Raw genomic sequence first — 22,814 nt, forward strand, 5'->3', positions numbered from 1 at the left:
CCCGGTTAACTTTAGCCGGGTTTTTTGTGTTGTAGGGTCTCCATATTTGTCTAAATAAGGAAACCTTCCTAAGTTTGATAACACTATTAGCGTGGAATTGAAGAGATGAAACTAAAAATATTAATAGCAGCCTTATTTGTTTCCATTCTTCTGACTGGTTGTGGCCAGGATGAGGAACGGGTTGATGGCTTGATGAATATCTTTTTGATCGATGCCCCAGGGGATTTTGACCAGGCATGGGTAGAGGTGCTCGGAGCTGAAATTGTTGTGAATGGAACTACTCATTTTCTAGAATATGTGACTGCTGATAAAAAAGTCAACGTAAGCGCTTTAGTCGCCGACAATTCCCTTTTAGTGGGTAGGAAAAAGGTGCCAGCAGGGCAAATGACTGAAGTAATTTTGATTTTGGGAGAGGAACTTTACGTTATTCGTGCTGGGCAAAGAACAAATATGCAATATCTTACCGCTGATTCCAGAAGGTTTACATTCCCAGTAGATTTTACAATTGATGGAGGAAACAGTTACGATTATTACGTGGATTTGGATATGAGTCGATCGGTTAGAAGGGCAGCCAATGAATTTGTGTTTGACCCGATAGGCAGAGCATTTTCAAGCCGTGGGATGGGTATCCTTAGTGGAACCATTCTTCCTGCACAGGCAGCTCCCTATATTTATGCTATCCAGGATGGCGATACAGTTGGCACGATGACTAATTTTGCCAACGGACAGTTTTACTTCCGTGGATTGAATGCTGGGGACTATCAGCTGTTGATCCAACCTAGGTCAGGATTTGCAGATACCCTGATCAACATCCCCATCCGGACCGACACCGTCAACCAAATAGGTAATATTGACCTAAGAGTGCTTGGTCCATGAGGGTAGATGAAAATTATATGCGTAGAGCCTTGGAGCTTGCAGAGTTGGGTAGAGGGTATGTTAGCCCCAATCCACTAGTGGGCTGCGTAATTGTATATCAAGAGCGCATTATTGGCGAAGGCTACCATCGACAATATGGAGGCCCCCATGCCGAGGTCAATGCGATTAATGCTGTAGAGGACCAAAGCCTTTTGCCAGAATCCACGGTATATGTGACTTTGGAGCCATGTGCCCATTTTGGAAAAACCCCGCCATGTGCCGACCTACTGGTGGAGAAGAAGGTTAAGAAAGTTGTCATTGCAGCAGTGGATTCCAATCCATTGGTGGGTGGTAAAGGGATAGAGAAGCTTCAGAATGCAGGGATAAAAGTGGAAAGCGGGCTATTTGAAAAGGAAGCCCAGCAGCAGAATACTCGTTTTTTTACCTTCATGGAAAAAAAACGACCATATATATTACTTAAGTGGGCACAGACAAGTGATGCCTTTGTGGCAAGGGCTAATTATGACAGTAAGTGGATCAGCAATTCTTACAGCAGGCAGCTTGTGCATAAGTGGAGAGCCGAGGAGCAGGGGATAATGGTAGGAACAAAAACTGCACACTTTGACAATCCACGATTAAATGTCAGAGGACTGGCTGGGAAAAACCCAATAAGGATCGTAATTGACAAGCAGTTGACTCTGGATCCAAACAACCACCTATTTGACCAAAGTATCCAGACAATTTGCTATAACAATTTGAAAACTGAGGAGAAGGAAAACCTTGCGTTTGTTAAGTTAAAAGAGGATTTTACTTTAAAGGCATTGTTAGATGACTTGTATGAGAGAAAAATCCAAAGTGTCATGGTGGAGGGAGGTGGCTTTTTGCTTCAAAAGTTAATTTCTGAAAACTTATGGGACGAAGCACGTGTTTTCACCGGAAGTACGCGATTTGAATCGGGGATTCCGGCTCCACATTTAGATGTGCCGGCCAGAAGAGTTGAAGACGTTTTTGGAGACCGGTTGGAGTTTTATTTTAACAACTAAAAAAGATTATGGCAGAATCATTATATATACCTGAGTCAGCAACAAAAGCTGAAAAATACGAAGCTATCCTTCCACAAGTCGAGGCCTTGGTGACTGGAGAAGAAGATATCACGGCTAATTTGGCCAATGTTAGTGCCGTGTTAAGGGAGTCGTTTGGATTCTTTTGGGTGGGCTTCTATTTGGTGAAAGGTGAACAGATGGTGCTTGGGCCATTCCAAGGTCCTATAGCCTGTACACGGATAAATTTTGGTAAGGGCGTATGTGGCGCTGCTTGGAAAGAGGGCAAAACTCAACTCGTTCCCGATGTAGAAACATTCCCAGGTCACATCGCATGCAGCTCTGCCTCCAAGTCTGAAATCGTACTTCCAGCATTTAAAGACGGGAAAGTAGCTTTGGTGTTGGATATTGATAGTGACCAGTTGAACGATTTTGATGAGGAAGATGCGTTGCAGTTGGAAAAGTTAATGAGAATTGTTGAAAGTTTCCTTTAATGGACGAAATCAAAACTGGCCTTGTTGGTTATGGTTCGGTTGGGGAGGGGATGCATGCACCTCTGATCCACCATTGCGATGGTCTGGAATTGTGGGGAGTGGTTGAAAGACATCACGAGAAGTCGAGACAGAAATATCCTGAGGTAACAGTTTTTAAAAGTCTGGACGACCTACTGGCTTCGGAGGTCGAACTTGTGGTGATTGTCACCCCCAATTATTTACACTTTGAGCAGGCCAAGAAGTCACTTCTGGCTGGCAAGCACGTGGTGGTCGACAAACCCCTTTGTGTAACTTCGGACGAGGCGCTCGAATTGCATGAACTTGCTAAAAGCAAAGGAATAATTCTTTCTGTTTTCCAAAACCGGAGATGGGACGGCGATTTTTTGACGGTAAAGGATCTTTTGAAAAAAAACCATTTAGGCAGGGTCGTTCACTTTGAGTCTCATTTCGACAGATTCAGACCGAATCCCAAAAACCACTGGAAGGAAAAAGAACATCCGGGGAGCGGAATGCTCTATGATTTAGGTCCACATCTGATCGATCAAGCTTTGGTGCTCTTCGGTCGGCCAGATTGGCTATATGCAGAAGTCTTGAAGCAACGCCCAAATGCTACTATGGATGATTTTTTTGAGATTAGTATGAAATGCGGAGATGTAAAGGTTAGACTTACGGCAAGTATTTACGTAAACGCCCCGATACCCCGATTTTTGATTTTGGGAGAAAAGGGAAGCTTCAGCAAATATGGTTTGGATGTGCAGGAGGCGGCATTGAAAGCTGGAAACCTACCAGTAGGAACTGAATGGGGAAAAGAGTCTGAGGCGTATTATGGCGTATTTTATGGTGAAGGTTCCCAAGACCAAATTCCAACCTTAGCCGGAGACTACAGGCAGTTTTATCAAAACATTTTTGAAGCGATCAGAGGGCAGGCAAATTTACACGTTGCTTCTGACCAGGTAATTGACGGTTTGAAGGTCATAGAGGCATGTTTAGAAAGCCATAAGTCTGGCAGAAGGGTTTTGGCAGAGAAAATCTTTTCAAATAAATAGAAAATTTCAGCTCTATACTTTTTAATTTAATTTTAAAGGGTTAGTTTTAGTGGCTTTACCTTGGTTTTACCATATTTTTTATTGGAACCTAGGGTTGAGCGATTGTTTTATTGTATCCCTAAACTGTTTTAAAAATGAAAAAACGTTATGCCCTATTTCTTTGGGTAGGCCTTTCGGGAGCTGTTTATGCCCAGCAGACAGCCAGTGTCACCACTACCCCGGCCACTACGACCCAGCAAAAGGAATTGCCCTCTCCCAAAAAGATTACCAGTGTGGAAGGCATTACCGAGTATCAACTTGACAATGGCCTGCGGGTACTTTTGTTCCCTGATGACTCAAAACAGACTATTACGGTTAATGTAACCTACCTTGTAGGCTCCAAACATGAAAATTACGGTGAAACTGGGATGGCTCACCTGTTGGAACACTTGGTTTTCAAGGGTACACCTAAGCACCCCAACATCCCGCAAGAACTTACCGAGCGGGGAGCCCGACCAAACGGAACAACCTGGACCGATCGTACCAATTACTTTGAAACCTTCAACGCCACTGAGGATAACCTGAGATGGGCGCTTGATTTGGAATCTGATAGGATGGTTAATTCTTTTATAGCCAAAGAGGATCTTGAAAGTGAGATGACCGTGGTTAGAAATGAATTTGAATCTGGGGAGAACAGTCCTTTCCGGGTTTTGATGCAAAGAACCATGTCAGCAGCTTATGATTGGCACAACTACGGGAAATCCACCATTGGTGCCCGTGCGGACATAGAAAATGTGGATATTGACAGACTGCAGGCTTTCTATAAGAAGTATTACCAGCCGGATAATGCTGTGTTGGTGGTGGCGGGGAAGTTTGACGAGGAGAAAACATTGGCCATGGTTAATGAATTTTTTGGTCCAATTCCACGCCCGGAGCGGGAGCTTCCAAAAATGTACACCTTTGACCCTGTTAAAGACGGGGAAAGAACTGTTACGGTGAGAAGAGTAGGCGATGTGCAGTTAGTAATGGCGGCTTATCACATCCCTCCAGGATCACATGAGGACTATGCACCTGTACAGGTACTGAGCAGAGTGCTTGGAACCAATCCATCAGGTAGACTATATAAGGCCTTGGTAGATACCAAAAAAGCGACTTCAGCCAGTTCCTCCAGTTACGAATGGAAGGATCCGGGATTGCTTATGGCTTTTGCCCAAGTGTTAAAGGAAAAGGATTTGGATGAAGCAAAAGAGGCAATGTTGGGGACTTTTGAAGATTTGATGACAAATCCTCCTACAGAGGATGAGGTAGAAAAAGCCAAAAACGAAATTTTGAAGCAGACGGAATTGATGTTCAACTCATCGGAAAGAGTAGGTTTGTCGCTTAGTGAAGCTATTGGAACTGGTGATTGGAGGCTTTTATTCCTTAACCGTGATAGAGTTGAAGAAGTGACTGCTGAAGATGTGAAAAGGGTAGCGGAGAAATATCTCGTGCCTGACAACAGAACCATTGGCATGTTTATCCCAACCCAGACTCCATTAAGAGCAGAGATCCCATCAGCTCCTAATGTTGCAGAATTGGTAAAAGACTATAAAGGCAGAGAATTGGTAGCTGCAGGTGAAAACTTTGACCCTTCTCCTTCCAATATTGAATCCCGAACCGTGCGTACTACCTTGGCCAACGGTATGGAGCTGGCCTTGCTTCCTAAGAAAACTAGAGGGGAGTCAGTGGAGGCAAGAATGGTCTTCAGGTTTGGTGAATTAGAGTCGCTGAAGGACAAGTCTACGGCGGCATCTTTTGCAGGTAGTTTATTGAATAAAGGTACTTCCACAATGAGTAGGGAAGAGATTAAGTCGAAATTGGACAAGCTTAAGGCTAATGTTTACATCGGGGGAAGCTCAACAAGTGCGGTGGTGAATATTTCCACCACTAAGCCAAATCTGCCGGAAGTGATGAAGTTGGTGGCTGAGATGCTTCAGGATCCGATCTTCCCTGAGGATGAATTTGAAAAGGCTAAGGCTGAAAGGATTTCTGGAATAGAATCCCAAAGAAGCGAACCTCAAGCAGTTGCCTTCAACAGAATGCAACGTCATACCTCGCCTTATGAAAAAAGCGATCCAAGATACGTTGGCACTTTTGATGAATCGGTAGAGGATATCAATTCATTGACCTTGGATCAGGTTAAAGAATTTTACAAGAATTTCTACGGAGGAAGTGATGCAACCATGGCTGTGGTAGGGGATTTTGATAAAGACGAAATCGAAAGCATTACTCAGGAATTGTTTGGGGAATGGAAAAGTCCAGGAAAATATACAAGAATGGAATCTAGGATGGCAGATGTAAAACCTTTGAGAGAAAACCTAGAGACACCTGACAAGGCAAATGCATTCTTTGTATCAACCTACCAGTTTGAAATGGACGATAGCCATGAGGATTATGCGGCCTTGGTATTGGGTAACTATATGCTAGGAGGTGGCTTCCTTAATTCCAGGCTTGCTACTCGTATCCGTCAAAAAGAAGGTTTAAGCTACGGAGTTGGTTCTAATTTTAGTGCGGGAACTCTTGATCCTATTGCCAACTTTATGGCCTATGCTATCTATGCCCCTGAAAATGCCGATAAGTTAGAGGCAGCTTATTTCGAAGAAATTCAGAAGGTGATTACTGAAGGTTTCTCTGAAGAGGAGATAAAGGCTGCCAAATCCGGCTGGCTGCAATCCAGAACAGTGAGTCGTGCCCAGGATGCATATTTATCTTCAGCTTTGAACAACTACTTGTATTTGAATAGAAATATGGAATGGGACGCACAGTTAGAAGAAAAAATTGAAGGCCTGACCGTAGATGATATTAATGGCGCTATGAAGCGTCATCTCAAACCAGATGCGATGCATGTGATCAAAGCCGGTGATTTTGCAAAAACCAAACAAACGGCAGAGAATTTATAACTAGTAAAAGGAGATCTTTGTAGGTCTCCTTTTCTTTTTTTTGTTAGGTTTGTTTTTGATCAATCTAAACCAATTTTATTTGACATGAAAATTTCAATTTTAACATTTGCCATTTGTCTAATTGCTATAGTAGATTCCCATGCCCAAGTGAGTGCAGGGGTCTATAGGTTGTCATCCAATACCTTTGCGGCAATAGGAAGTGACCCCGACAAAAAGGTGTTTGGGGAGGCGAGAATTTCTACCGGTGGAAGAGTAGGCTTGGAGGGTACTTTAGGTTATAATTTTGTACAAAGAGCGGAGGCCAATTTCTACAGTGGATTTCATCTAGGTGTAAAAAATAATAGTAGTAACGATTTTTACTTAGGTGTCCCTTTTGGATTGCTGCTTAAACCTTTTTCTGAGGCAAGAAATTTCGGGTTTTTACTTGAGGCAAGTCCGATTCTCAGGACTGACTCAGGAAGCGGTCATTTTAGGGCTGGTTTAGGTATTAAATATACGTTTAGATAAACTGAAGAAAAGAGACCGGAGACGGAAGATGGCTATTAAATAAAATATCCCCTGAATTTATTTTCAGGGGATATTTTTTAGTTTCTTAATTTAGCTATCGGAGTTCTTCCGCCTTTAGTGACCTGATTGAGCTCCACCAGAATCTCAGCGTCAAGTGGTAAAAACACATCCACTCTAGAACCAAATTTGATAAAGCCGAACTCACCCCCTTGTTGGACTGGGTCGCCTTCTTTAACATACCATTTGATCCTCCTGGCAAGAGCGCCGGCAATCTGTCGGATCAGAAGCTTTTCCCCGCTTTCGCGTGCCACTACCATTGTCGTACGCTCATTTTCAGAACTGGACTTAGGATGCCAAGCAACGAGGTATTTTCCAGGATGGTATTTGAAATATTCCACTGTACCCGATATAGGTGCTCGGTTTATGTGCACATTAATCGGAGACATAAAGATAGAAACTTGCTTTCTGCGGTCATGAAGGTACTCTTGTTCATCTGCTACCTCTATCACCACCACTTTCCCATCTGCAGGGGCGTAGACTAGAGTTGGGTCTTCATTAGTGAAAATCTTGGGATTTCTGAAAAACTGGAGAACCAGTAAAAACAAGACAATGCTGGCAAGCAACACTACATTGAGCATGGTGTCCTGTCCTGGGAAGATTTGATGAAGGGCAAAGTTGAGGCCCGCTAAGATCATCAACATCCAAAATAGTAATTTTTTGCCTTCTTTATGTATAGTCATTTTATTCTGATGTTATCAAAAACCGTATCGTTTGTCAGTTTCTGGCTGGATTCCTCGATTTCAGAATCCTTGGATAATTATAATAACCCTGCAATTTGTGAATATTTTGCGGTATGTTAAAATAAAAAATTGACCAATATCAATATTTTGCTGAAAATGAGGATGATAGATAGGGTCAAATTTTCAGAACTCTATAAAAGAAAAGTGGGATGCAATCCAAAAACTGCATCCCAAATTATATTTCTATTAAACTACTGCCTTAATAACCACCTCGATAGGTATATGTTTTGGCAACTTTGTCAATCGCAACAATATAGGCAGCGATTCTCATTGGAACATCGTATTTGATGGAAGCTTTGTAAACGTTATTGAACGCTTCTTTCATGATTCTATCGGATCTTCTGTTGACACGCTCAGCTGTCCATTTGTAACCCAAACGGTTTTGAACCCATTCGAAGTAAGAAACAGTCACACCACCTGCGTTGGCAAGAATATCCGGTACAGCCATGATGCCTTTATCATTGATGATATTGTCAGCTCTGGCCGAAGTGGGGCCGTTAGCACCTTCCACGATCAGTTTGGCTTTCACCTTTTCAACGTTTTTGATGGTAATCACATCTTCAACAGCAGCTGGAACCAATACGTCTACATCTAGCTCTAGCAATTCCATTGGATCAGAAAGTTTTTCCGCACCGGTAAAACCTTCCAGAGTTCCATTATTACTGTCTCTGTATGCGATTGCATCCTGAATATTGATTCCATTGCTATTGTGATAAGCACCAGAAATATCGGAAACAGCCACTATCTTCAATCCTCTTTCTTCCAATAGGGTGGAAGCCCAAGAGCCTACATTGCCAAAACCCTGTACGGCGCAAGTAGCTTGGAAAGGGTTGATCTTAAGTTTTTCCATTGCGGCGAGGGCAGAAACCATCACACCACGACCTGTAGCTTCGGTACGCCCCAAAGAGCCTCCCAGAACCAAAGGCTTTCCTGTCACAACAGCGTTCACTGTAGTGCCATGCGCTTTGGAGTATTCATCCATTAACCAGGCCATTTCTCTTGGTCCTGTACCCATGTCTGGGGCTGGAATATCTTTGTCTGGCCCAAATACGTCGATCATCGACAGGGTGTAAGCCCTCATCAGTCGTTCGATTTCACCGGCAGACATTTCCCTTGGGTTACATCTCACGCCTCCTTTACCCCCACCATAAGGGATATCTACTACTGCACATTTCCACGTCATCCAAGCAGCCAAAGCCCTTACCTCATCCAAGTGTACATCTGGGGCGAATCTGATGCCACCTTTGGCAGGGCCAAGGATGTTAGAGTGAATCACTCGGATGCCTTCGAAAACTTGGATTTTACCACTGTCCATGGTAATAGGGAGGGAGACGATTACTTGTTTGGCGGGATTTTTCAGCACGTTATAGACTTCGTCTGATAGTCCTAACTTTTCTGCTGCAATGTTAAACCTTTCCATCATTGACTCCAGAGGATTTTCTTTATCCTTAATCGGAGCGGGTTCAATGTAAGCCATATTGGGTTCTGGTTTGTTGTTAACTGAAATTACTATACAATATTAAGCCTTTTTTATTATCTAAGAGGCCAATTTTAAAAGATTTTCAAAAAAGCTGCAATGAATGGAGCGGACAATAACAGGCCGTCAAAACGGTCCATAAATCCCCCATGTCCAGGCAGCTTATTTCCCGAATCTTTTATGGCAATACTCCTTTTAAACAAAGATTCTATCAAATCCCCATACGTGCCAGCTATTACAATAATAGCGGTGACGCAAAACCACTGCCATTGCTCCAAAACAAGAAAGAACCTTGCCAAAACCATAGCAGTGATAAAAGCTGCCACTGCACCACCCAAACTTCCTTCCCAACTTTTTTTTGGTGATACTCTTTCGAAGAGCTTGGTCTTGCCAAATTTGGTTCCAGCAAAATATGCTCCGGTGTCACTAGCCCAAAGGATCAACAAAGCACCGACAATGATCTCGGCATGGAAAGTATCGTCGATGGCAAAGGCCGAAACAGTAAGCAGACAGAAGGGGATGGCCACATAAAATATTCCCAGAAAAGTGTAAGCTATCCCAGTGAAGGGTTTTTTGTCAGATTTTCGGTATAGCTTTACAAAGAATACCAGAGAGACAAGGGGGAAAAGGATGAAATAATACTTGTCTGGCATATTTTGCATTTCGACCAGAAAAACAAGGACGAAAATTGATAGCCCGATAAAGGTCCCGAAACTCTTGAGCGGTAGCATGCCGTCAAGACCCGAAAGTTTATAGAATTCCATTTGGCAGAAGGCCAAAATCACTCCGAAGATCAGAAAGTAGGTCCATTCGCTATAAATGGAGCCGGCGATGATTGCAGATGCTCCAATGATGGCTGTGATAACGCGTTGGGCAAGGTTGCTGTAATTGCTGATATTAAAACGTGATCTCATTCTTGATGATGTTAGCTGCCTGAAGAGCCTGGTCACGTAGGACCAGAATCTCGTAATGACCGTGAATATGGTACACGGACTCCTTTTTATTTATGACCATAGCCATAATGCCATGCTGCTCTAGCACGCCTTTGATAATCTCTGCCCTCACAGGAGATTCAATTGTTGTTACGGTTTGCCATTTTCCCATTGAAAGGCGAATTGTGGCTTTGGTCTATGAATGCCTTAAAACTAAACACAAAGATGACCAAGCCAATGATTAGGTAATGCCATTCCAGCTGGTCGTTTTCTTCGATGTTGAATTCAACCCAGCCTATTTTACTGAAATATACCATCGTCACCGTGAAGGTATTGTTCAGAATGTGGGCTACTATCGGATAGATCAAACTGCCGGAATAAAGGTAAAGATAACCAAATAATGCTCCTAAAAGCATTCTTGGGAAAAATCCATAAAACTGGAAGTGTATAGCCGAGAAAATGGCTGCTGCCAACCAAATGCCAACATGTGGGTTGCCGGTGTACTGGTGCAGCTTGGGCTGGAGCACTCCGCGAAACAGGTATTCCTCCCCCAATCCAGCTAATATTCCGATGACGATTATGCCTACGAAGAACTCTCCGATATGGGCAAAGTCTGTAAAATATTGTGTCAGACGCAGCATCTCAGCTTCCTTGGTTTGTGCGTAAATCTCAAATGCCCTCATGAATTCAGGAAAGTTGATATTGCTGTTCCAGTAGATGATAAGGGAATTGATGGTGATGAAGCTCAGTAGGATAGGGATAATTAATATAGATTGATTGAACTTTGTATTCTTCAATTGTTGTTTCCACCGCAATGATCCGCGGTCGATGAACTTTATGAACACCAGACTGCCGACCAAAAAAGCTAGTCCGGAGCCTATGCCCTGAATGAACAGAAATGCAAATCTGGCATTTGGGTGGTCGTAGTTACCGCCGAAAATGTAGATAATGTCCTCTATGGGTATTCCAAACAAGGGTGGTACTAAGAAAAGGGATAATCCCTGCAAAACGGCAAGGACTCCAAATATGATCAATAACAGCAGAACCAGAGATAAGAGCCAGTTGTGTTTTTTGCCAATTTCGCTTCGGGTTTCGTAAATCTCCATAATTGCGGTAAATTTACATCAAAATTATAAATCAGTAGTGGTAAAGATAGGAAACTTGGAGTTGGGGGAATTTCCCCTTTTGCTTGCACCAATGGAAGATGTGAGTGATCCGCCGTTTAGGGCGGTGTGTAAGGAGAATGGTGCGGACCTGATGTACACCGAATTTATCAGCTCTGAAGGCCTCATTCGTGATGCGGCCAAAAGTGTGCAGAAGCTTGATATTTTCGAATACGAAAGGCCTATTGGCATTCAGATTTTCGGTAATGATATTGAATCCATGAGGGAGGCGGCGGCCATTGCCGAAGCTGCTGGGCCTGATATTTTGGACATCAACTATGGTTGCCCAGTGAATAAGGTGGCCTGTAAAGGTGCCGGAGCGGGTATTTTGCTTGATATCGATAAGATGGTCTCCATGACTGAAGAAATCGTGAAAAGCGTCAAAATTCCCGTGACTGTCAAAACCCGCCTAGGCTGGGACGAAAACACCATCCGGATAGTAGAGGTTGCTGAGAGGTTGCAGGATGTGGGTATCCAAGCCATCAGTATCCATGCCCGTACTAGAAAGCAAATGTATAAGGGAACTGCCGATTGGTCATACTTGAATCTAGTAAAGGCCAATCCAAGATTGCATATCCCTGTTTTTGGAAATGGTGACATTGATAGTCCTGAAAAAGCAGCCGAATACCGTAAGAAGTACGATGTGGACGGCATGATGATCGGAAGGGCGTCTATTGGGTATCCATGGATCTTTGACGAGATCAAACATTATTTTAAAACGGGAGAACACTTGCCGGCCCCAGATTTGGACGAAAGGATTGCCGTAACCAAGAAACACCTTGATTTTTCAGTCAAGTGGAAAGGTGAAAAGCTTGGCATTTTGGAAATGCGGAGACACTATACGAATTATTTTAGAGGCATGCCTAATTTCAAGCCTTTCAGAACAGAAATGGTCACAGCTGAGTCTTATGACCATGTGTGTTCCATTTTGGATCAGGTAGGAGAAGTTTATGCCGATTACCAATTTTAAAAATAGTTTCAAAAGATTTTGACACTGCAAACTAACCCAGAAAGAGCCCTCAAAAGTTGGCTCTTTCTAATTTTATTGGCCCTGATATGGGGGAGCTCATTTATTTTGATCAAAAGGGGACTGCTTGTTTTTTCCCCAGGGGAGGTAGGAGCCTATAGGATTGTTTCGGCCGGAGTGTTTTTACTGCCCTTGTCCATTCCTCGATTGAGGCGGCTCAATAAAAAGCAGGTGTTTAATCTTATTGTGGTGGGTTTTGTGGGAAGCTTCGTTCCCGCTTTCCTGTTTGCCAAGGCCCAGACACAGCTTTCTAGTTCCCTTACCGGAGTACTCAATGCCCTCACACCGCTTTTTGTCGTTCTCGTGGGCGCGCTTTTCTTCAAGTCTAGGATTTCACAGAGAAATGCTGTTGGCTTACTCATCGCATTCGTGGGAGTCAACTTGCTGATTCTTTCTAGAGAAGGCGGAAGCGTTGGCGGACTGCTTGATATTAATTTCTATGCGTTTTTTGTGCTTTTGGCCACTTTGTGTTACGGAGTCAATCTCAACTTGATCAAGCATTGGTTTGTCTTGTTAAAGCCGGTCGAGATTACAGCCATTTCATTGATGATGGTGTTGCCCATCGCTGCGATATATTTGTTTTTAGGAACTGACTTTTCTTTCAAATTAGTGCATGAGGAAGGTGCTATGTTGGCTGCCGGATACATCACCATTTTGGGAGTATTGGGGACAGCGATAGCGTTGATTTTATTTAATATGTTGGTGAAAATTGCATCCCCGGTTTTTGCCAGCACAGTAACTTACCTTATTCCAATCGTGGCAATCATATGGGGTGTTTGGGATGGGGAAGTTTTATTGCTTGGCCATTATTTTGGTATTGCAGCCGTTATTTTGGGAGTTTGGGTAGGAAACAGACGGTAAATTAAACGCCGAGGGTGGCCTTCACCTTGTGTTCTTCATTTTCAGAATTCATCATAATAAGGAGTTTGTCTCCCCCTTTGAGCTCTGTAAGGCCATTTGGGGTGATAAACTTTTCGTTTCTGTTGATTAATACAATCAGGGATGTTTTTGGAAAATCTAACTCCCAGATCTTTTTACCGCCAATTTCAGAATCTTCTGGTAAATCAACTTCCACCAAGGCATTTTTAAAATCTTCAGATAACTCCAGGTCAAGAAGAGATCTCCTTTTGAGTCCTTCAGGAACGGCCAAAGACAGCCATTTAGCCATTATTGAAAGTGTAGTGGCCTGTAGTGCCACTGAGGTAAGAACGATGAAAAATACAATATTGAATATAATATTTGATTTTTCAACCCCTGCAATCAAGGGGAAAGTGGCAAATACAATTGGAACTGCGCCTCTTAAGCCTACCCAACTTATGAAGAGTTTATCCCTGATTTTATACTTAAAGAATGCAAGTGAAACAAATACCCCCAATGGTCTTGCTACAAAGATTAGGAATAGAGATACCAAAGCGCCTAATCCTATGATAGGCATGACCTGAGAAGGGAATACTAATAAACCCAAAGTAATGAACATCACGATTTGCATCAACCAGGCCACACCATCGAAAAACTTGATTAAGCTTTTTTTATGCACCATTTTACCATTGCCGATAGCTAAAGCTGCCACATAGACGCCCAAGAATCCATTTCCTCCCGCAAAATCAATTAGAGCGTAAAGCATCGCTACCATACCCAACATTAAAACAGGATAAAGCCCTTCATACTCTAAATTAATGCGATTGATGATGAGTACGATTCCTCTTCCGAGTAGGTAGCCCCCAGCTCCACCAATGGCCATCTGCATGAAAAATACTGGGATGAGGTCAATAAATGTAAATTGCTCTATGGACAACATGGAAGTAAGACCAATGGTAAGGAAATATGCCATCGGGTCGTTACTACCAGACTCTAATTCCAACATTGGCCGTAAATTCCCTTTTAACCCAATGCTTTTTGCCCTTAAAATTCCAAATACGGCGGCTGCATCAGTAGATGATACAATGGCGCCCATAAGCAAGCCTTCCAAAAGAGAAAATGAACTCACAGCATGTACAAACAGCCCTACGGAAACTGCGGTAAGCAATACTCCCACGGTGGATAGGACAAGCCCGGGGCCTAAAACCGGCTTGATGGATTGCCATTTGGTATCAAGTCCACCCGAAAATAGGATATAGGTAAGTGCGGTGATTCCCAAGAACTGGGTCAAGTTGGGATCGTTGAAATATATCCCACCGATCCCTTCTGAACCTGCAAGTATTCCAATAGCAAGGAAAAGTAGTAAAATAGGAATTCCTGCTTTACCGGCGGTTTTGCTGGCAACTATACTCAAAATGAGTAAAACCGAAGAGATAAAAAGGATATTTTCGGGAGTTACTACCATGGCTAAGTTTAAATACAAAGGTAAGTAAAAAAGATCTGGATAAAACGTTGGCCAATTTTTACTCGCCCTTTAATCTATTCCTCCAGGCATTTGCCAGCATGGGTAGCTGTTGATAGCTCATCACACCAGCTTTTACACCTTGTGTTTTGAGAAAGATGTCATTTGATCTTTTGCTCAGCTCATTGGAAATTGGCTTTACTTCTTCCTTGTTTTTCAGAATTGATGAAAGGTCATTTTTTATCCCCTTGTTTAGCCGTGAGAAAGTTTGTCGATAAAGATTTGGGCTTATCCGGTAAAGATCACTGAGCTGGTAGCGCAAAAGTCTTAATTGTCCACTGTATTGCAATAAGGGGTCATTGCTATTTGAACAGATCACCCAGCCAATGAAATTAGCCTCGCCCTCATCGGTCACCCCGTAGCTATGAGCCATCTCATGGGCTACTGTAAAAGGTCGCTCAAGAGGGTGAAGTGCCGCATCAATATAGCTTTCTCCTGTAAAAGGAAAATAAATTCCCAAAATCCCCATCCGGGTCATAAATCCTGCCGGGTAAAAGAGTTTTGTGCGTGGATGTCCGGTGAAGTTGAGTCCTAGTAAGTAAAGGTTTTCACGGATATTTGCCCTTACGATTTCTTCCACTTCTTCATAGGGGATGGTTTCCTCTATAGGCTCGTCGTCCAAGGTGAGGTTTTGGCGAAGTTGAACCAAGATATTGCTGGTCAAGTTGATCTCTCGCATGATTTCCTCTTCACTTAATGGGCGAGGCGATAGATCTAATTGCTGGAAGATTGGCACCCTTTGGTAATTGTAGCCCCATAAAACGAGGAAAAAGAATATCAGGGCTCCAGCAAAATTAAATATAGAGCGGAAAGTGTAAGCCACTTTCATTTTGAATCCAGGTTTGCGGGTCAACAGAAAATAAAAGTAGACGCCAATGGCTATGAAAATAGAAAAAACGAAAAGATAAACGGTAGGGAATGGGAGTCTGGAAACAGTGAGATCAATCACATTTCTGACTACAGGGAAAAAAGTCCTCGAGTATATCTCCTCCGTCTTCTCAGGATTTTGCGCCGCAAAATACCGGATGACAAGGGCAATTAATCCAAGGAGGGCCCATGCCCAGTCTTTTCTAAACATAGATTAGGAGTAATCGGGGCTTAAAGGTGAAAAGCCGATGCAGTTAAAACCACACCGGCTGAGATTTTTTACTATCAGACGCCTTCGGCTTCTACTGATGTGACTTCGTTGGGAAGCATTCGGGTCAGCAGGTTTTCAATTCCCGCCTTCAGCGTCACTGTACTGGAAGGGCAGCCAGAGCAGGATCCTTGCAACAATACCTTCACTACTCCATCGTGGAAACTGTGAAATACAATGGCGCCACCGTCTTGCTCTACTGCAGGTCGGATATATTCATCCAATATACCTTTGATTTTCTTAACGGTTTCGCTGTCGTTTTCGTCAAAAAGTGGATCCTTGTCGAAAGCTTGGTTAACGGGTGGTTTGCCTAATTCCAAATAAACTTTAATTTGAGCTCTTACATGATCTCTAATATCTTCCCAAGCTACATCGTCTTTCTTGGTCACCGTCACAAAATTGGAGGCGATAAAAACCCGATCAACTGCTGCAAAATTAAAGAGTTCCTTTGCCAAAGGGGAGTTTTCAGTACTTTCTGCAGTAGGGTAGTCAAAGCTGATCCCATCGTCGGCAAGCATGAAGTTTACCACAAACTTCAGTGAGTTTGGATTTGGATTTTCCTCCATGTAAATCTGTACCGGTCTTTTCTGTGCTTGAAGCATATTTTCGTTAGTTAAAATCTATTCAGTTATTCTAATGTTAGAAGTGCTTTTTTAGTTCCTGCAATAGCTTAGCTTATTTGGAGTTTTCTACTTCTACAGGGGTGGTTTGTTCTTCAGGTTCGTTTGCAGTTAGGGGATTAGATCTCCTGATCAGCCCGTCTGGAAGTTCGTTTTCCGTACTGGCTACTACCGTACAAACTGTGGCATCTCCTGTTACATTGACAATTGTCCTGAACATATCCAAAATTCTGTCTGGTGCTATAATTAGCGCGATGCCCGCCGCTGGTACATTGATAGATTCCAACACGATAATCAGCATGATAATCCCTGCACCAGGTACCCCGGCCGAACCTATTGAAGCTAAAGTAGCCGTCAACACGATCATTAATTGCTGCGTGAGAGTCAGGTCCATACCCAAAGCTTGGGCGATAAACACAGCTGCTACACCTTGGTAAAGACTGGTTCCATCCATATTGATCGTGGCGCCAAGTGGCAATACAAAAGAACTCACTTCTTCAGATACCCCGATTTCTTCTTCTACCTGCTTCATGGTTACCGGCAAGGTGGCAGAACTGGAACTCGTTGTGAAAGCCAACAATTGAGCCGGTCGGATGGCCTTGAAAAAGTCCACATATTGTACTTTTGTGAACATCTTTAAAATGGTTGGATACACTACTAGAATCAGGAAGAACAATCCCCCTAGTACCACCAAACTATATTTTAATAAAGCCAATAATAGCTCCACAGCGGAATCGGGGTTGTCCCCGGCTATTTCCACAATCAGTGATGCCATAAGTGCGAATACACCGTAAGGGGCAATCATCATGATATAGCCCACTATTTTGATGATGACATCATTCAGTCCATCAAAAAAAGCAATAACCGGTGAGGCTTTGTCTTTAGGCAATTGTAGCAAGGCAATGCCGACAATTATCGCAAAGAACACCACTTGTAGCATACTTGCGTTGTCAGTGGCAGCTTGAAAGACATTCTCTGGAACTATATCCACCAAAGGCTGAAGTGGGCTTTGTTGCTGTAGAAGTTCCGCTTCGGTGGCTTTGGAACCCACGGTGTCATCATACAGGCTCATAAGGCTTTCACGGGTGTCTTCAGGAAGGCTTTTGCCTGGCTGGAAAACATTTACCATCAGAAGGCCGATAGTCACAGCAAGTACCGTGGTACACATATAGGTAAGGATGGTCTTGCCACCGATTCTGCTCAACTTAGATATATCCCCTAGATTAGATACCCCTACAATCAGGGATGCCAACACCAAAGGTACGGCAATCATCTTCAGGGCATTGATAAAGATGGTTCCCACGGGCTTGATATAGTCCATTGTAAATTGAGGGGGGATGTTGGTTTTGATGACAACCAAACCGAAAATCAATCCGAGAACCAAACCGATAATGATCTGGGTATGTAAGGGTATTCTCTTGAGCATTTTTACAGAATTACTATTGGGTTTACAATTTACTCAATTTATTGAGCAATAAATGATCTGCTAGTACCAAAGCGCACATAGCTTCCACAATCGGTACTGCCCTGGGAACAACACAGGGGTCATGGCGGCCTTTGCCGGATACAGTCACAGCATCCCCCGCCTCATTGATGCTGGATTGGTCCTGCATGATGGTGGCCACAGGCTTGAAAGCCACCCTGAAATAAATATCTTCACCATTGGATATTCCGCCTTGAATGCCTCCGGAATGGTTGGTTTTGGTTTTTACTTTCTCACCTTCTGTGAAAAACTCATCGTTATGCTGAGAGCCTCTCATGGTAACGCCAGTAAAGCCACTTCCGTATTCAAAACCTTTTACCGCGTTGATGCTGAGCATGGCTTTTGCTAGATCAGCATGCAGGCGGTCAAAAACGGGTTCGCCCAAGCCAACTGGGGTATTTTGAACCACACAACTGACAATTCCCCCGACTGTGTCGCGAGCTTTTCTCACCTGGTCGATATAGTCAATCATTTGGTCAGCCATGCTCGAATCGGGACACCTTACGATGTTGGAGTCGGTTTTGGATAGGTCGAGTTCCTGATAAGATTTCTCTACCTTTATCTCGCCTACCTGACTGACAAAGGCACTGATTTTCACTCCATAATGCTTGAGTAGTAGCTTCGCAATAGCCCCGCCTGCCACTCGAGCGGCGGTTTCCCTGGCGCTGCTTCTTCCGCCACCTCTATAGTCCCTTAGACCGTACTTGGCCTGATAGGTGAAGTCGGCATGGGATGGTCGATAGCTTTCTGCAATATGTGAATAATCTTTACTCTTTTGATCTTGATTGCGGATAAGCATGGCGATGGGAGTACCTGTGGACTTCCCCTCGAAAGTTCCTGATAAGATTTCCACCTGGTCTCCTTCTTTCCGCTGAGTGGTGATTTTGGACTGTCCGGGCTTTCTCCTTTCCAGTTCCAATTGAATGAAAGCTTCATCGATCTCCAAGCCAGCGGGGCAACCGTCAACAATCACACCTATGGCCTTCCCGTGAGACTCACCAAAGGTGCTGATTCTAAATACCCTCCCAAATGAATTGCCCATTAAGTTTATTTTTTCCTTATTATCAATGCAGCTAACAGAATGACTGCCGCAACTAATAGAATGTTAATAAAGGTGGAAAAATAATACTTATATCGTTGGTTTAAAAGTTTATTGTCCTCTACTTCTATTAAATCATAGATTCCGCCCAGTCGGTTTGTAGAGATAGCCTGATTGGTTTTGCTCTCCCCCGATACTGCCAAAATGGCCCCAGGACGCAAGGTGTCGTACCTGTCCAAGCTTGTATTGAAGAATATCCATTCAAAATGATCCTTCAAGTGGATTTCATCGGGTTCATTAATGCTCATGAAGTAACTGTATTCCTTCAAACCTGTGACTCGTCCCCGCCCCCTGTTGATTTGTTGTCTTACGTTAGGATCGTATGTGTTGAACTTTTGCAAGTTGTATTTGCGGGGAGGTTGAATGGAATTAATATTCCCTTCCCCGGTGATGCCAAATGTATAGGTCACCCCTTCTCCAGTATCGGCCTCTTTTCGGCTAAAGTTTTCGCGAAGACGGAAATTACCCACACTTACCTCATTCCGAAGTGGATGGGGAGGTAGTTGTTTTACCTTTACGTTTTTAGCTGAGGAATTAAAGGTTTTGAAATCTTCTTGGCGGTTGCTGCCGAAAAAAGATGGATTTTTGGCTATTCTATACTTAATCATCTGCCAGCCAATTTGAGGAAGTTCTATCTGACCTTCGGCAAAAGGATAGAAGGTAGCCTCATAAACTCTAAATCTGGTCCAGAATTTTCCGTTGATTTCCACTCGCTCAGGTTGAATATTGGTTACGTTGAAATTTTCTTCCCAAGCATTGGTAGGTTTGATTTTCCGGATGATTTCCTCCAGTTGCCTACCTGGTTCATAAAATTGGAACGGTGCCTGGTTGGTTTCTGCCATATAAAAAGCCAGAGAGACATTGAAACCCTCTCCCACATACACCTCATCTTTATCTACGGCCATAGAGAAAAATGCTTCGTCGTCCACTTCAACATATTCTACTTCCTCATCCCTGCCGAAAAAGTCATCAAATGGGTCTCTGCCTCGCCTTTGAGCTTGACGTGCATCTGACACGGTTACACTTTTTCCCTCGGACCGAGCTTGGTGACCATTTACTGTCATCGTGAAGGGCTCGACTCTGTAAGTTCCTTGACGTATAGGCTTATAGTATTGAATCACACTGTTAGTGCTGGTCATTTGGCCGTTTACGATGTTCATGGAGGAGGATTGTGAGATTCCTTGCTTTTGAAATCCACTTATTTCAGGAAATTGATCATATGATTTTATTTTTTCATCGGAAATTACTATTTTTACGCTGAACGTTTCATTGACCCCGATCTCATCCGGTCCAAGTTCTATTCGAACATCCTGACCCAAGAGTGGCAGACAATAAAAGGATATCAGGAATAATAGTAAGGGTTTCAAATACGTTATATTCATAGACGGCTTTACACTTATTAACTGCAAATTAATAAGGATATTTTAAACGTAACAAACTGTTCGGAAAGCCGTACTAGATTTTAATATTATTTAATATAAACCTAAATTCAGAGAGCCATGATTGAATACGTTAAGACCATTTTACTTAAGGTGAGTTTTGACAAAAAGCTTTTCGAAAAAGAATTGAAGAAAGGCTTAAGTTTATTGGTTCCGTCCGAAGTGCAGGAGTTTAAAACATGGTGTTACGGCACCTTCTCCAATCTGTACGGTCCAGTTCTTAACAAACACTTTACACAAATAGCAGCCTAGATAACTTACAAACCTCCCCTAAAAAGGAGGTTTTTTTATGCCATTCCTTACTTCAGTCTCCGGTCTACCGTCTCTCCCTCTATTTCAAAAAATCAATATTTCTTTTTAATCCTGTCAATTTTGTTCTCTTGACAGCAGATTTCTGAAAAACCTTACTAAAAGTTTCCTGGGTAATTTCTTCCCAGTCTTGGTTAGTCATGTTTTTTAAGTCGGGATGAGGGAGAAACTCTGGCTCTTGGTGCGGTTTGGAAAATCTGTTCCAAGGGCATACATCCTGGCAAATGTCACAACCAAACATCCAATTTTCGAACTTACCCTTCATTTCCGAAGGTAATTCATCTTTCAATTCAATAGTGAAATAGGAAATACACTTGGAACCGTCCACCACTCCAGCTTGCGTGATGGCATCGGTAGGGCATGCGTCAATACATTTTGTACAACTGCCGCAAAAATCCTTGGCCATTGGCATGTCGGGGCTTGCTTCCAAATCAATGATCAATTCGGCTAAAAAGAAGAAGCTACCCATTTTTCTGTTCAAGAGAAGGCTGTTTTTGCCCAGCCAGCCAATTCCTGATTTGGCTGCCCATTGTCTCTCCATTACTGGAGCCGAATCAACAAAAGCCCTTCCATCCACCTCGCCGACCTTTTCTTTCAAAGAAAAAAGAAACTCCTTCAATTTATCCTTGACGACAAAATGGTAATCCTTTCCGTAAGCATATTTGGCAAGTTTGTAATCCTGCTTTCCTTCGGGCAGTTTTTCCGGAGGATAATAATTATAAATCAAGCTTACCACGGTTTTGGCGCCATCCACCAAAAGCCTGGGATCAAGTCTTTTGTCGAAATGATTAGCCATATAGGCCATTTTTCCATGATAATTGCGAGAAAGCCATTCTTCCAGTTTTGGGGCTTCCTCCTCCAAAAAATCCGCTTTGGCAATACCGCAAAAATCAAAGCCCAACTCTACTGCCAGGCTTTTGATAATAGTTGCGTTATTGTCAGGGTTTAAATTCATGATTGTTCCGAAAATAGGGTGCCTGTGGCTCCCCCAAAGTTGGATTTGATATTTAAATGTTGGTAAGCAAGTTCGGTAGCCATTCTGCCTCGGCTCGTTCTTTTGAGATAACCTTCCTGGATTAGGAAAGGCTCATACACCTCCTCGATAGTTTCGGCTTCCTCGCTACAGGCGGTAGCAATAGTGCTAAGGCCCACCGGCCCACCCTTAAATTTTTCTATAATGGTCAGCAGAATTCTGTTGTCCATCTCATCAAGTCCGTTTTCATCCACATCCAGTGCATTTAGCGCAATTTTGGATATTTCCAGATTGATCTTTCCGTTTCCTTTGATTTCGGCAAAGTCCCTTGTCCTTCTCAATAGATTGTTAGCAATTCTAGGTGTACCCCGGCTTCTGCGGGCGATTTCATAGGCCGCTACATCGTCGATGGGTGTATTGAGGATTTGTGCTGAGCGGCCTACAATCGTGGTCAAAAGCTTGGCGTCGTAATATTCCAGCCTGGCATTGATGCCAAACCTAGCCCTAAGTGGGGAAGTAAGCAGACCGGACCGCGTAGTTGCACCAATTAGTGTAAAAGGGTTCAGAGAAATCTGCACCGTACGGGCATTTGGTCCTGAATCCAGCATGATATCAATTCTGAAATCCTCCATGGCAGAATACAGGTATTCTTCCACGATAGGATTGAGGCGGTGGATCTCATCAATGAAAAGCACATCCCCATCATCCAAATTTGTCAAAAGGCCTGCAAGGTCTGAAGGTTTGTCCAATACTGGTCCCGAGGTGATCTTGATATTGGATTCGAGTTCATTGGCGATGATGTTGCTTAAGGTAGTTTTGCCCAACCCGGGAGGTCCATGAAGCAACACATGATCAAGCGATTCCCCCCTCTTTTTAGCTGCCGACACGAAAATTTTCAGGTTCTCAACAATTTTATGCTGTCCGGTAAAATCTTCAAAGGAAAGCGGCCGCAATGCCTTTTCAATTTCCCTGTCGCTTTGGTTAAGGTGGTCATTTTCTCCGCTCAAATAATCTTCTCTCATGCGCTTTACTAATTCTGGATTCCACAAAGATAAACATCTGCCCTGGCATTCACAGCAACAATATCAGGCAGGAACTATTTTTCCCAGGCAATGGC

At 43.2% G+C, this 22,814-nt stretch carries 22 protein-coding genes; 9 read left to right on the forward strand and 13 right to left on the reverse strand.

The window, feature by feature from the left end:
- Positions 1 to 105: 105 nt before the first annotated feature.
- The 6 genes from FPL27_RS02335 (at position 106) to FPL27_RS02360 (ending at position 6,860) form a co-directional block, all read left to right on the forward strand.
- On the forward strand, positions 106 to 876 hold the full coding sequence (locus FPL27_RS02335; protein ID WP_143959563.1) for a DUF4382 domain-containing protein: 771 nt from the start codon (positions 106 to 108) through the stop codon (positions 874 to 876).
- Positions 877 to 893: 17 nt separating this feature from the next.
- Positions 894 to 1,898, forward strand: a complete 1,005-nt coding sequence (gene ribD, locus FPL27_RS02340) for a bifunctional diaminohydroxyphosphoribosylaminopyrimidine deaminase/5-amino-6-(5-phosphoribosylamino)uracil reductase RibD (protein ID WP_235893354.1) — start codon at positions 894 to 896, stop codon at positions 1,896 to 1,898.
- Between the two features lie 8 nt (positions 1,899 to 1,906).
- Complete coding sequence (locus FPL27_RS02345) at positions 1,907 to 2,389, forward strand: GAF domain-containing protein (protein WP_143959565.1); 483 nt, start codon at positions 1,907 to 1,909, stop codon at positions 2,387 to 2,389.
- Positions 2,389 to 3,435, forward strand: a complete 1,047-nt coding sequence (locus FPL27_RS02350) for a Gfo/Idh/MocA family oxidoreductase (protein ID WP_143959566.1) — start codon at positions 2,389 to 2,391, stop codon at positions 3,433 to 3,435. Before FPL27_RS02345 ends, FPL27_RS02350 begins: the two co-directional genes overlap by 1 nt.
- 134 nt (positions 3,436 to 3,569) lie before the next feature.
- Entirely contained in the window at positions 3,570 to 6,353 is a 2,784-nt protein-coding gene (locus FPL27_RS02355; RefSeq protein WP_143959567.1) for a M16 family metallopeptidase, read from the forward strand.
- An 84-nt stretch (positions 6,354 to 6,437) separates the two neighbouring features.
- Positions 6,438 to 6,860 (forward strand): outer membrane insertion C- signal, encoded by a 423-nt coding sequence (locus FPL27_RS02360; protein WP_143959568.1) that lies wholly within the window; start codon positions 6,438 to 6,440, stop codon positions 6,858 to 6,860.
- Positions 6,861 to 6,937: 77 nt separating this feature from the next.
- Here the strand turns inward: FPL27_RS02360 and FPL27_RS02365 are convergent, their stop codons facing one another.
- The 5 genes from FPL27_RS02365 to FPL27_RS02385 all read right to left on the reverse strand — a co-directional run bounded on the left by FPL27_RS02365 (position 6,938) and on the right by FPL27_RS02385 (position 11,175).
- The gene (locus FPL27_RS02365) at positions 6,938 to 7,600 is read right to left on the reverse strand and encodes a phosphatidylserine decarboxylase family protein (RefSeq protein ID WP_143959569.1); all 663 of its coding nucleotides are present in this window, start codon (positions 7,598 to 7,600) and stop codon (positions 6,938 to 6,940) included.
- A gap of 259 nt (positions 7,601 to 7,859) precedes the next feature.
- Positions 7,860 to 9,137 carry a Glu/Leu/Phe/Val family dehydrogenase gene (locus tag FPL27_RS02370; protein WP_143959570.1) on the reverse strand — a complete coding sequence of 426 codons (1,278 nt, stop codon included), beginning with the start codon at positions 9,135 to 9,137 and terminating at the stop codon, positions 7,860 to 7,862.
- Between the two features lie 74 nt (positions 9,138 to 9,211).
- Complete coding sequence (locus FPL27_RS02375; protein WP_143959571.1) at positions 9,212 to 10,051, reverse strand: phosphatidate cytidylyltransferase; 840 nt, start codon at positions 10,049 to 10,051, stop codon at positions 9,212 to 9,214.
- Complete coding sequence (locus tag FPL27_RS02380; RefSeq protein WP_143959572.1) at positions 10,035 to 10,241, reverse strand: putative signal transducing protein; 207 nt, start codon at positions 10,239 to 10,241, stop codon at positions 10,035 to 10,037. Before FPL27_RS02380 ends, FPL27_RS02375 begins: the two co-directional genes overlap by 17 nt.
- On the reverse strand, positions 10,210 to 11,175 hold the full coding sequence (locus FPL27_RS02385) for a CPBP family intramembrane glutamic endopeptidase (protein ID WP_143959573.1): 966 nt from the start codon (positions 11,173 to 11,175) through the stop codon (positions 10,210 to 10,212). The genes FPL27_RS02380 and FPL27_RS02385 overlap by 32 nt, the downstream gene beginning before the upstream one ends.
- A gap of 37 nt (positions 11,176 to 11,212) precedes the next feature.
- Between FPL27_RS02385 and dusB the strand changes: the two genes are divergently transcribed.
- A complete protein-coding gene (dusB, locus tag FPL27_RS02390) occupies positions 11,213 to 12,202 on the forward strand; it encodes a tRNA dihydrouridine synthase DusB (protein WP_143959574.1) in 990 nt (329 codons plus the stop codon).
- Positions 12,203 to 12,220: 18 nt separating this feature from the next.
- Positions 12,221 to 13,120, forward strand: a complete 900-nt coding sequence (locus tag FPL27_RS02395; protein WP_143959575.1) for a DMT family transporter — start codon at positions 12,221 to 12,223, stop codon at positions 13,118 to 13,120.
- A 1-nt stretch (position 13,121) separates the two neighbouring features.
- Here FPL27_RS02395 and FPL27_RS02400 read toward each other — a convergent pair whose 3' ends face one another.
- From FPL27_RS02400 to FPL27_RS02425, 6 genes are all read right to left on the reverse strand, one after another.
- A complete protein-coding gene (locus tag FPL27_RS02400; protein ID WP_143959576.1) occupies positions 13,122 to 14,582 on the reverse strand; it encodes a potassium/proton antiporter in 1,461 nt (486 codons plus the stop codon).
- A gap of 58 nt (positions 14,583 to 14,640) precedes the next feature.
- Positions 14,641 to 15,717, reverse strand: coding sequence for a DUF3810 domain-containing protein (locus FPL27_RS02405; protein ID WP_143959577.1), 1,077 nt, complete (start codon positions 15,715 to 15,717; stop codon positions 14,641 to 14,643).
- Between the two features lie 74 nt (positions 15,718 to 15,791).
- On the reverse strand, positions 15,792 to 16,376 hold the full coding sequence (locus FPL27_RS02410; protein WP_143959578.1) for a NifU family protein: 585 nt from the start codon (positions 16,374 to 16,376) through the stop codon (positions 15,792 to 15,794).
- 73 nt (positions 16,377 to 16,449) lie between these two features.
- Entirely contained in the window at positions 16,450 to 17,820 is a 1,371-nt protein-coding gene (locus FPL27_RS02415; protein ID WP_143959579.1) for a dicarboxylate/amino acid:cation symporter, read from the reverse strand.
- A gap of 22 nt (positions 17,821 to 17,842) precedes the next feature.
- Positions 17,843 to 18,919, reverse strand: coding sequence for a chorismate synthase (aroC, locus tag FPL27_RS02420; protein ID WP_143959580.1), 1,077 nt, complete (start codon positions 18,917 to 18,919; stop codon positions 17,843 to 17,845).
- Between the two features lie 5 nt (positions 18,920 to 18,924).
- Positions 18,925 to 20,358: a BatD family protein gene (locus FPL27_RS02425; protein ID WP_143959581.1), complete on the reverse strand. Its 1,434-nt coding sequence runs from the start codon at positions 20,356 to 20,358 to the stop codon at positions 18,925 to 18,927.
- 117 nt (positions 20,359 to 20,475) lie between these two features.
- Between FPL27_RS02425 and FPL27_RS02430 the strand changes: the two genes are divergently transcribed.
- A complete protein-coding gene (locus tag FPL27_RS02430; RefSeq protein WP_143959582.1) occupies positions 20,476 to 20,667 on the forward strand; it encodes a hypothetical protein in 192 nt (63 codons plus the stop codon).
- A 79-nt stretch (positions 20,668 to 20,746) separates the two neighbouring features.
- Here FPL27_RS02430 and queG read toward each other — a convergent pair whose 3' ends face one another.
- Together queG and ruvB are read right to left on the reverse strand one after the other, a co-directional pair.
- Positions 20,747 to 21,679, reverse strand: coding sequence for a tRNA epoxyqueuosine(34) reductase QueG (gene queG / locus FPL27_RS02435; protein ID WP_143959583.1), 933 nt, complete (start codon positions 21,677 to 21,679; stop codon positions 20,747 to 20,749).
- Positions 21,676 to 22,719 carry a Holliday junction branch migration DNA helicase RuvB gene (gene ruvB, locus FPL27_RS02440; RefSeq protein ID WP_143959584.1) on the reverse strand — a complete coding sequence of 348 codons (1,044 nt, stop codon included), beginning with the start codon at positions 22,717 to 22,719 and terminating at the stop codon, positions 21,676 to 21,678. Before ruvB ends, queG begins: the two co-directional genes overlap by 4 nt.
- Positions 22,720 to 22,814: the final 95 nt, after the last annotated feature.

Origin of the sequence: Litoribacter populi (genome assembly GCF_007483685.1) — a bacterium.
Taxonomy (GTDB): domain Bacteria; phylum Bacteroidota; class Bacteroidia; order Cytophagales; family Cyclobacteriaceae; genus Litoribacter; species Litoribacter populi.

Bases quoted from the DNA above. Each gene is read 5' to 3' on its own strand.
- FPL27_RS02345 (WP_143959565.1), top strand. From the start codon at position 1,907: ATGGCAGAATCATTATATATACCTGAGTCAGCAACAAAAGCTGAAAAA.
- FPL27_RS02335 (WP_143959563.1), top strand. From the start codon at position 106: ATGAAACTAAAAATATTAATAGCAGCCTTATTTGTTTCCATTCTTCTG.
- ruvB (WP_143959584.1), bottom strand. From the start codon at position 22,719: ATGAGAGAAGATTATTTGAGCGGAGAAAATGACCACCTTAACCAAAGC.
- ribD (WP_235893354.1), top strand. From the start codon at position 894: ATGCGTAGAGCCTTGGAGCTTGCAGAGTTGGGTAGAGGGTATGTTAGC.
- aroC (WP_143959580.1), bottom strand. From the start codon at position 18,919: ATGGGCAATTCATTTGGGAGGGTATTTAGAATCAGCACCTTTGGTGAG.
- FPL27_RS02385 (WP_143959573.1), bottom strand. From the start codon at position 11,175: ATGGAGATTTACGAAACCCGAAGCGAAATTGGCAAAAAACACAACTGG.
- FPL27_RS02430 (WP_143959582.1), top strand. From the start codon at position 20,476: ATGATTGAATACGTTAAGACCATTTTACTTAAGGTGAGTTTTGACAAA.
- FPL27_RS02365 (WP_143959569.1), bottom strand. From the start codon at position 7,600: ATGACTATACATAAAGAAGGCAAAAAATTACTATTTTGGATGTTGATG.
- FPL27_RS02405 (WP_143959577.1), bottom strand. From the start codon at position 15,717: ATGTTTAGAAAAGACTGGGCATGGGCCCTCCTTGGATTAATTGCCCTT.
- FPL27_RS02415 (WP_143959579.1), bottom strand. From the start codon at position 17,820: ATGCTCAAGAGAATACCCTTACATACCCAGATCATTATCGGTTTGGTT.
- FPL27_RS02350 (WP_143959566.1), top strand. From the start codon at position 2,389: ATGGACGAAATCAAAACTGGCCTTGTTGGTTATGGTTCGGTTGGGGAG.
- FPL27_RS02360 (WP_143959568.1), top strand. From the start codon at position 6,438: ATGAAAATTTCAATTTTAACATTTGCCATTTGTCTAATTGCTATAGTA.
- queG (WP_143959583.1), bottom strand. From the start codon at position 21,679: ATGAATTTAAACCCTGACAATAACGCAACTATTATCAAAAGCCTGGCA.
- FPL27_RS02370 (WP_143959570.1), bottom strand. From the start codon at position 9,137: ATGGCTTACATTGAACCCGCTCCGATTAAGGATAAAGAAAATCCTCTG.
- FPL27_RS02410 (WP_143959578.1), bottom strand. From the start codon at position 16,376: ATGCTTCAAGCACAGAAAAGACCGGTACAGATTTACATGGAGGAAAAT.
- FPL27_RS02355 (WP_143959567.1), top strand. From the start codon at position 3,570: ATGAAAAAACGTTATGCCCTATTTCTTTGGGTAGGCCTTTCGGGAGCT.
- FPL27_RS02400 (WP_143959576.1), bottom strand. From the start codon at position 14,582: ATGGTAGTAACTCCCGAAAATATCCTTTTTATCTCTTCGGTTTTACTC.
- FPL27_RS02380 (WP_143959572.1), bottom strand. From the start codon at position 10,241: ATGGGAAAATGGCAAACCGTAACAACAATTGAATCTCCTGTGAGGGCA.
- FPL27_RS02375 (WP_143959571.1), bottom strand. From the start codon at position 10,051: ATGAGATCACGTTTTAATATCAGCAATTACAGCAACCTTGCCCAACGC.
- FPL27_RS02425 (WP_143959581.1), bottom strand. From the start codon at position 20,358: ATGAATATAACGTATTTGAAACCCTTACTATTATTCCTGATATCCTTT.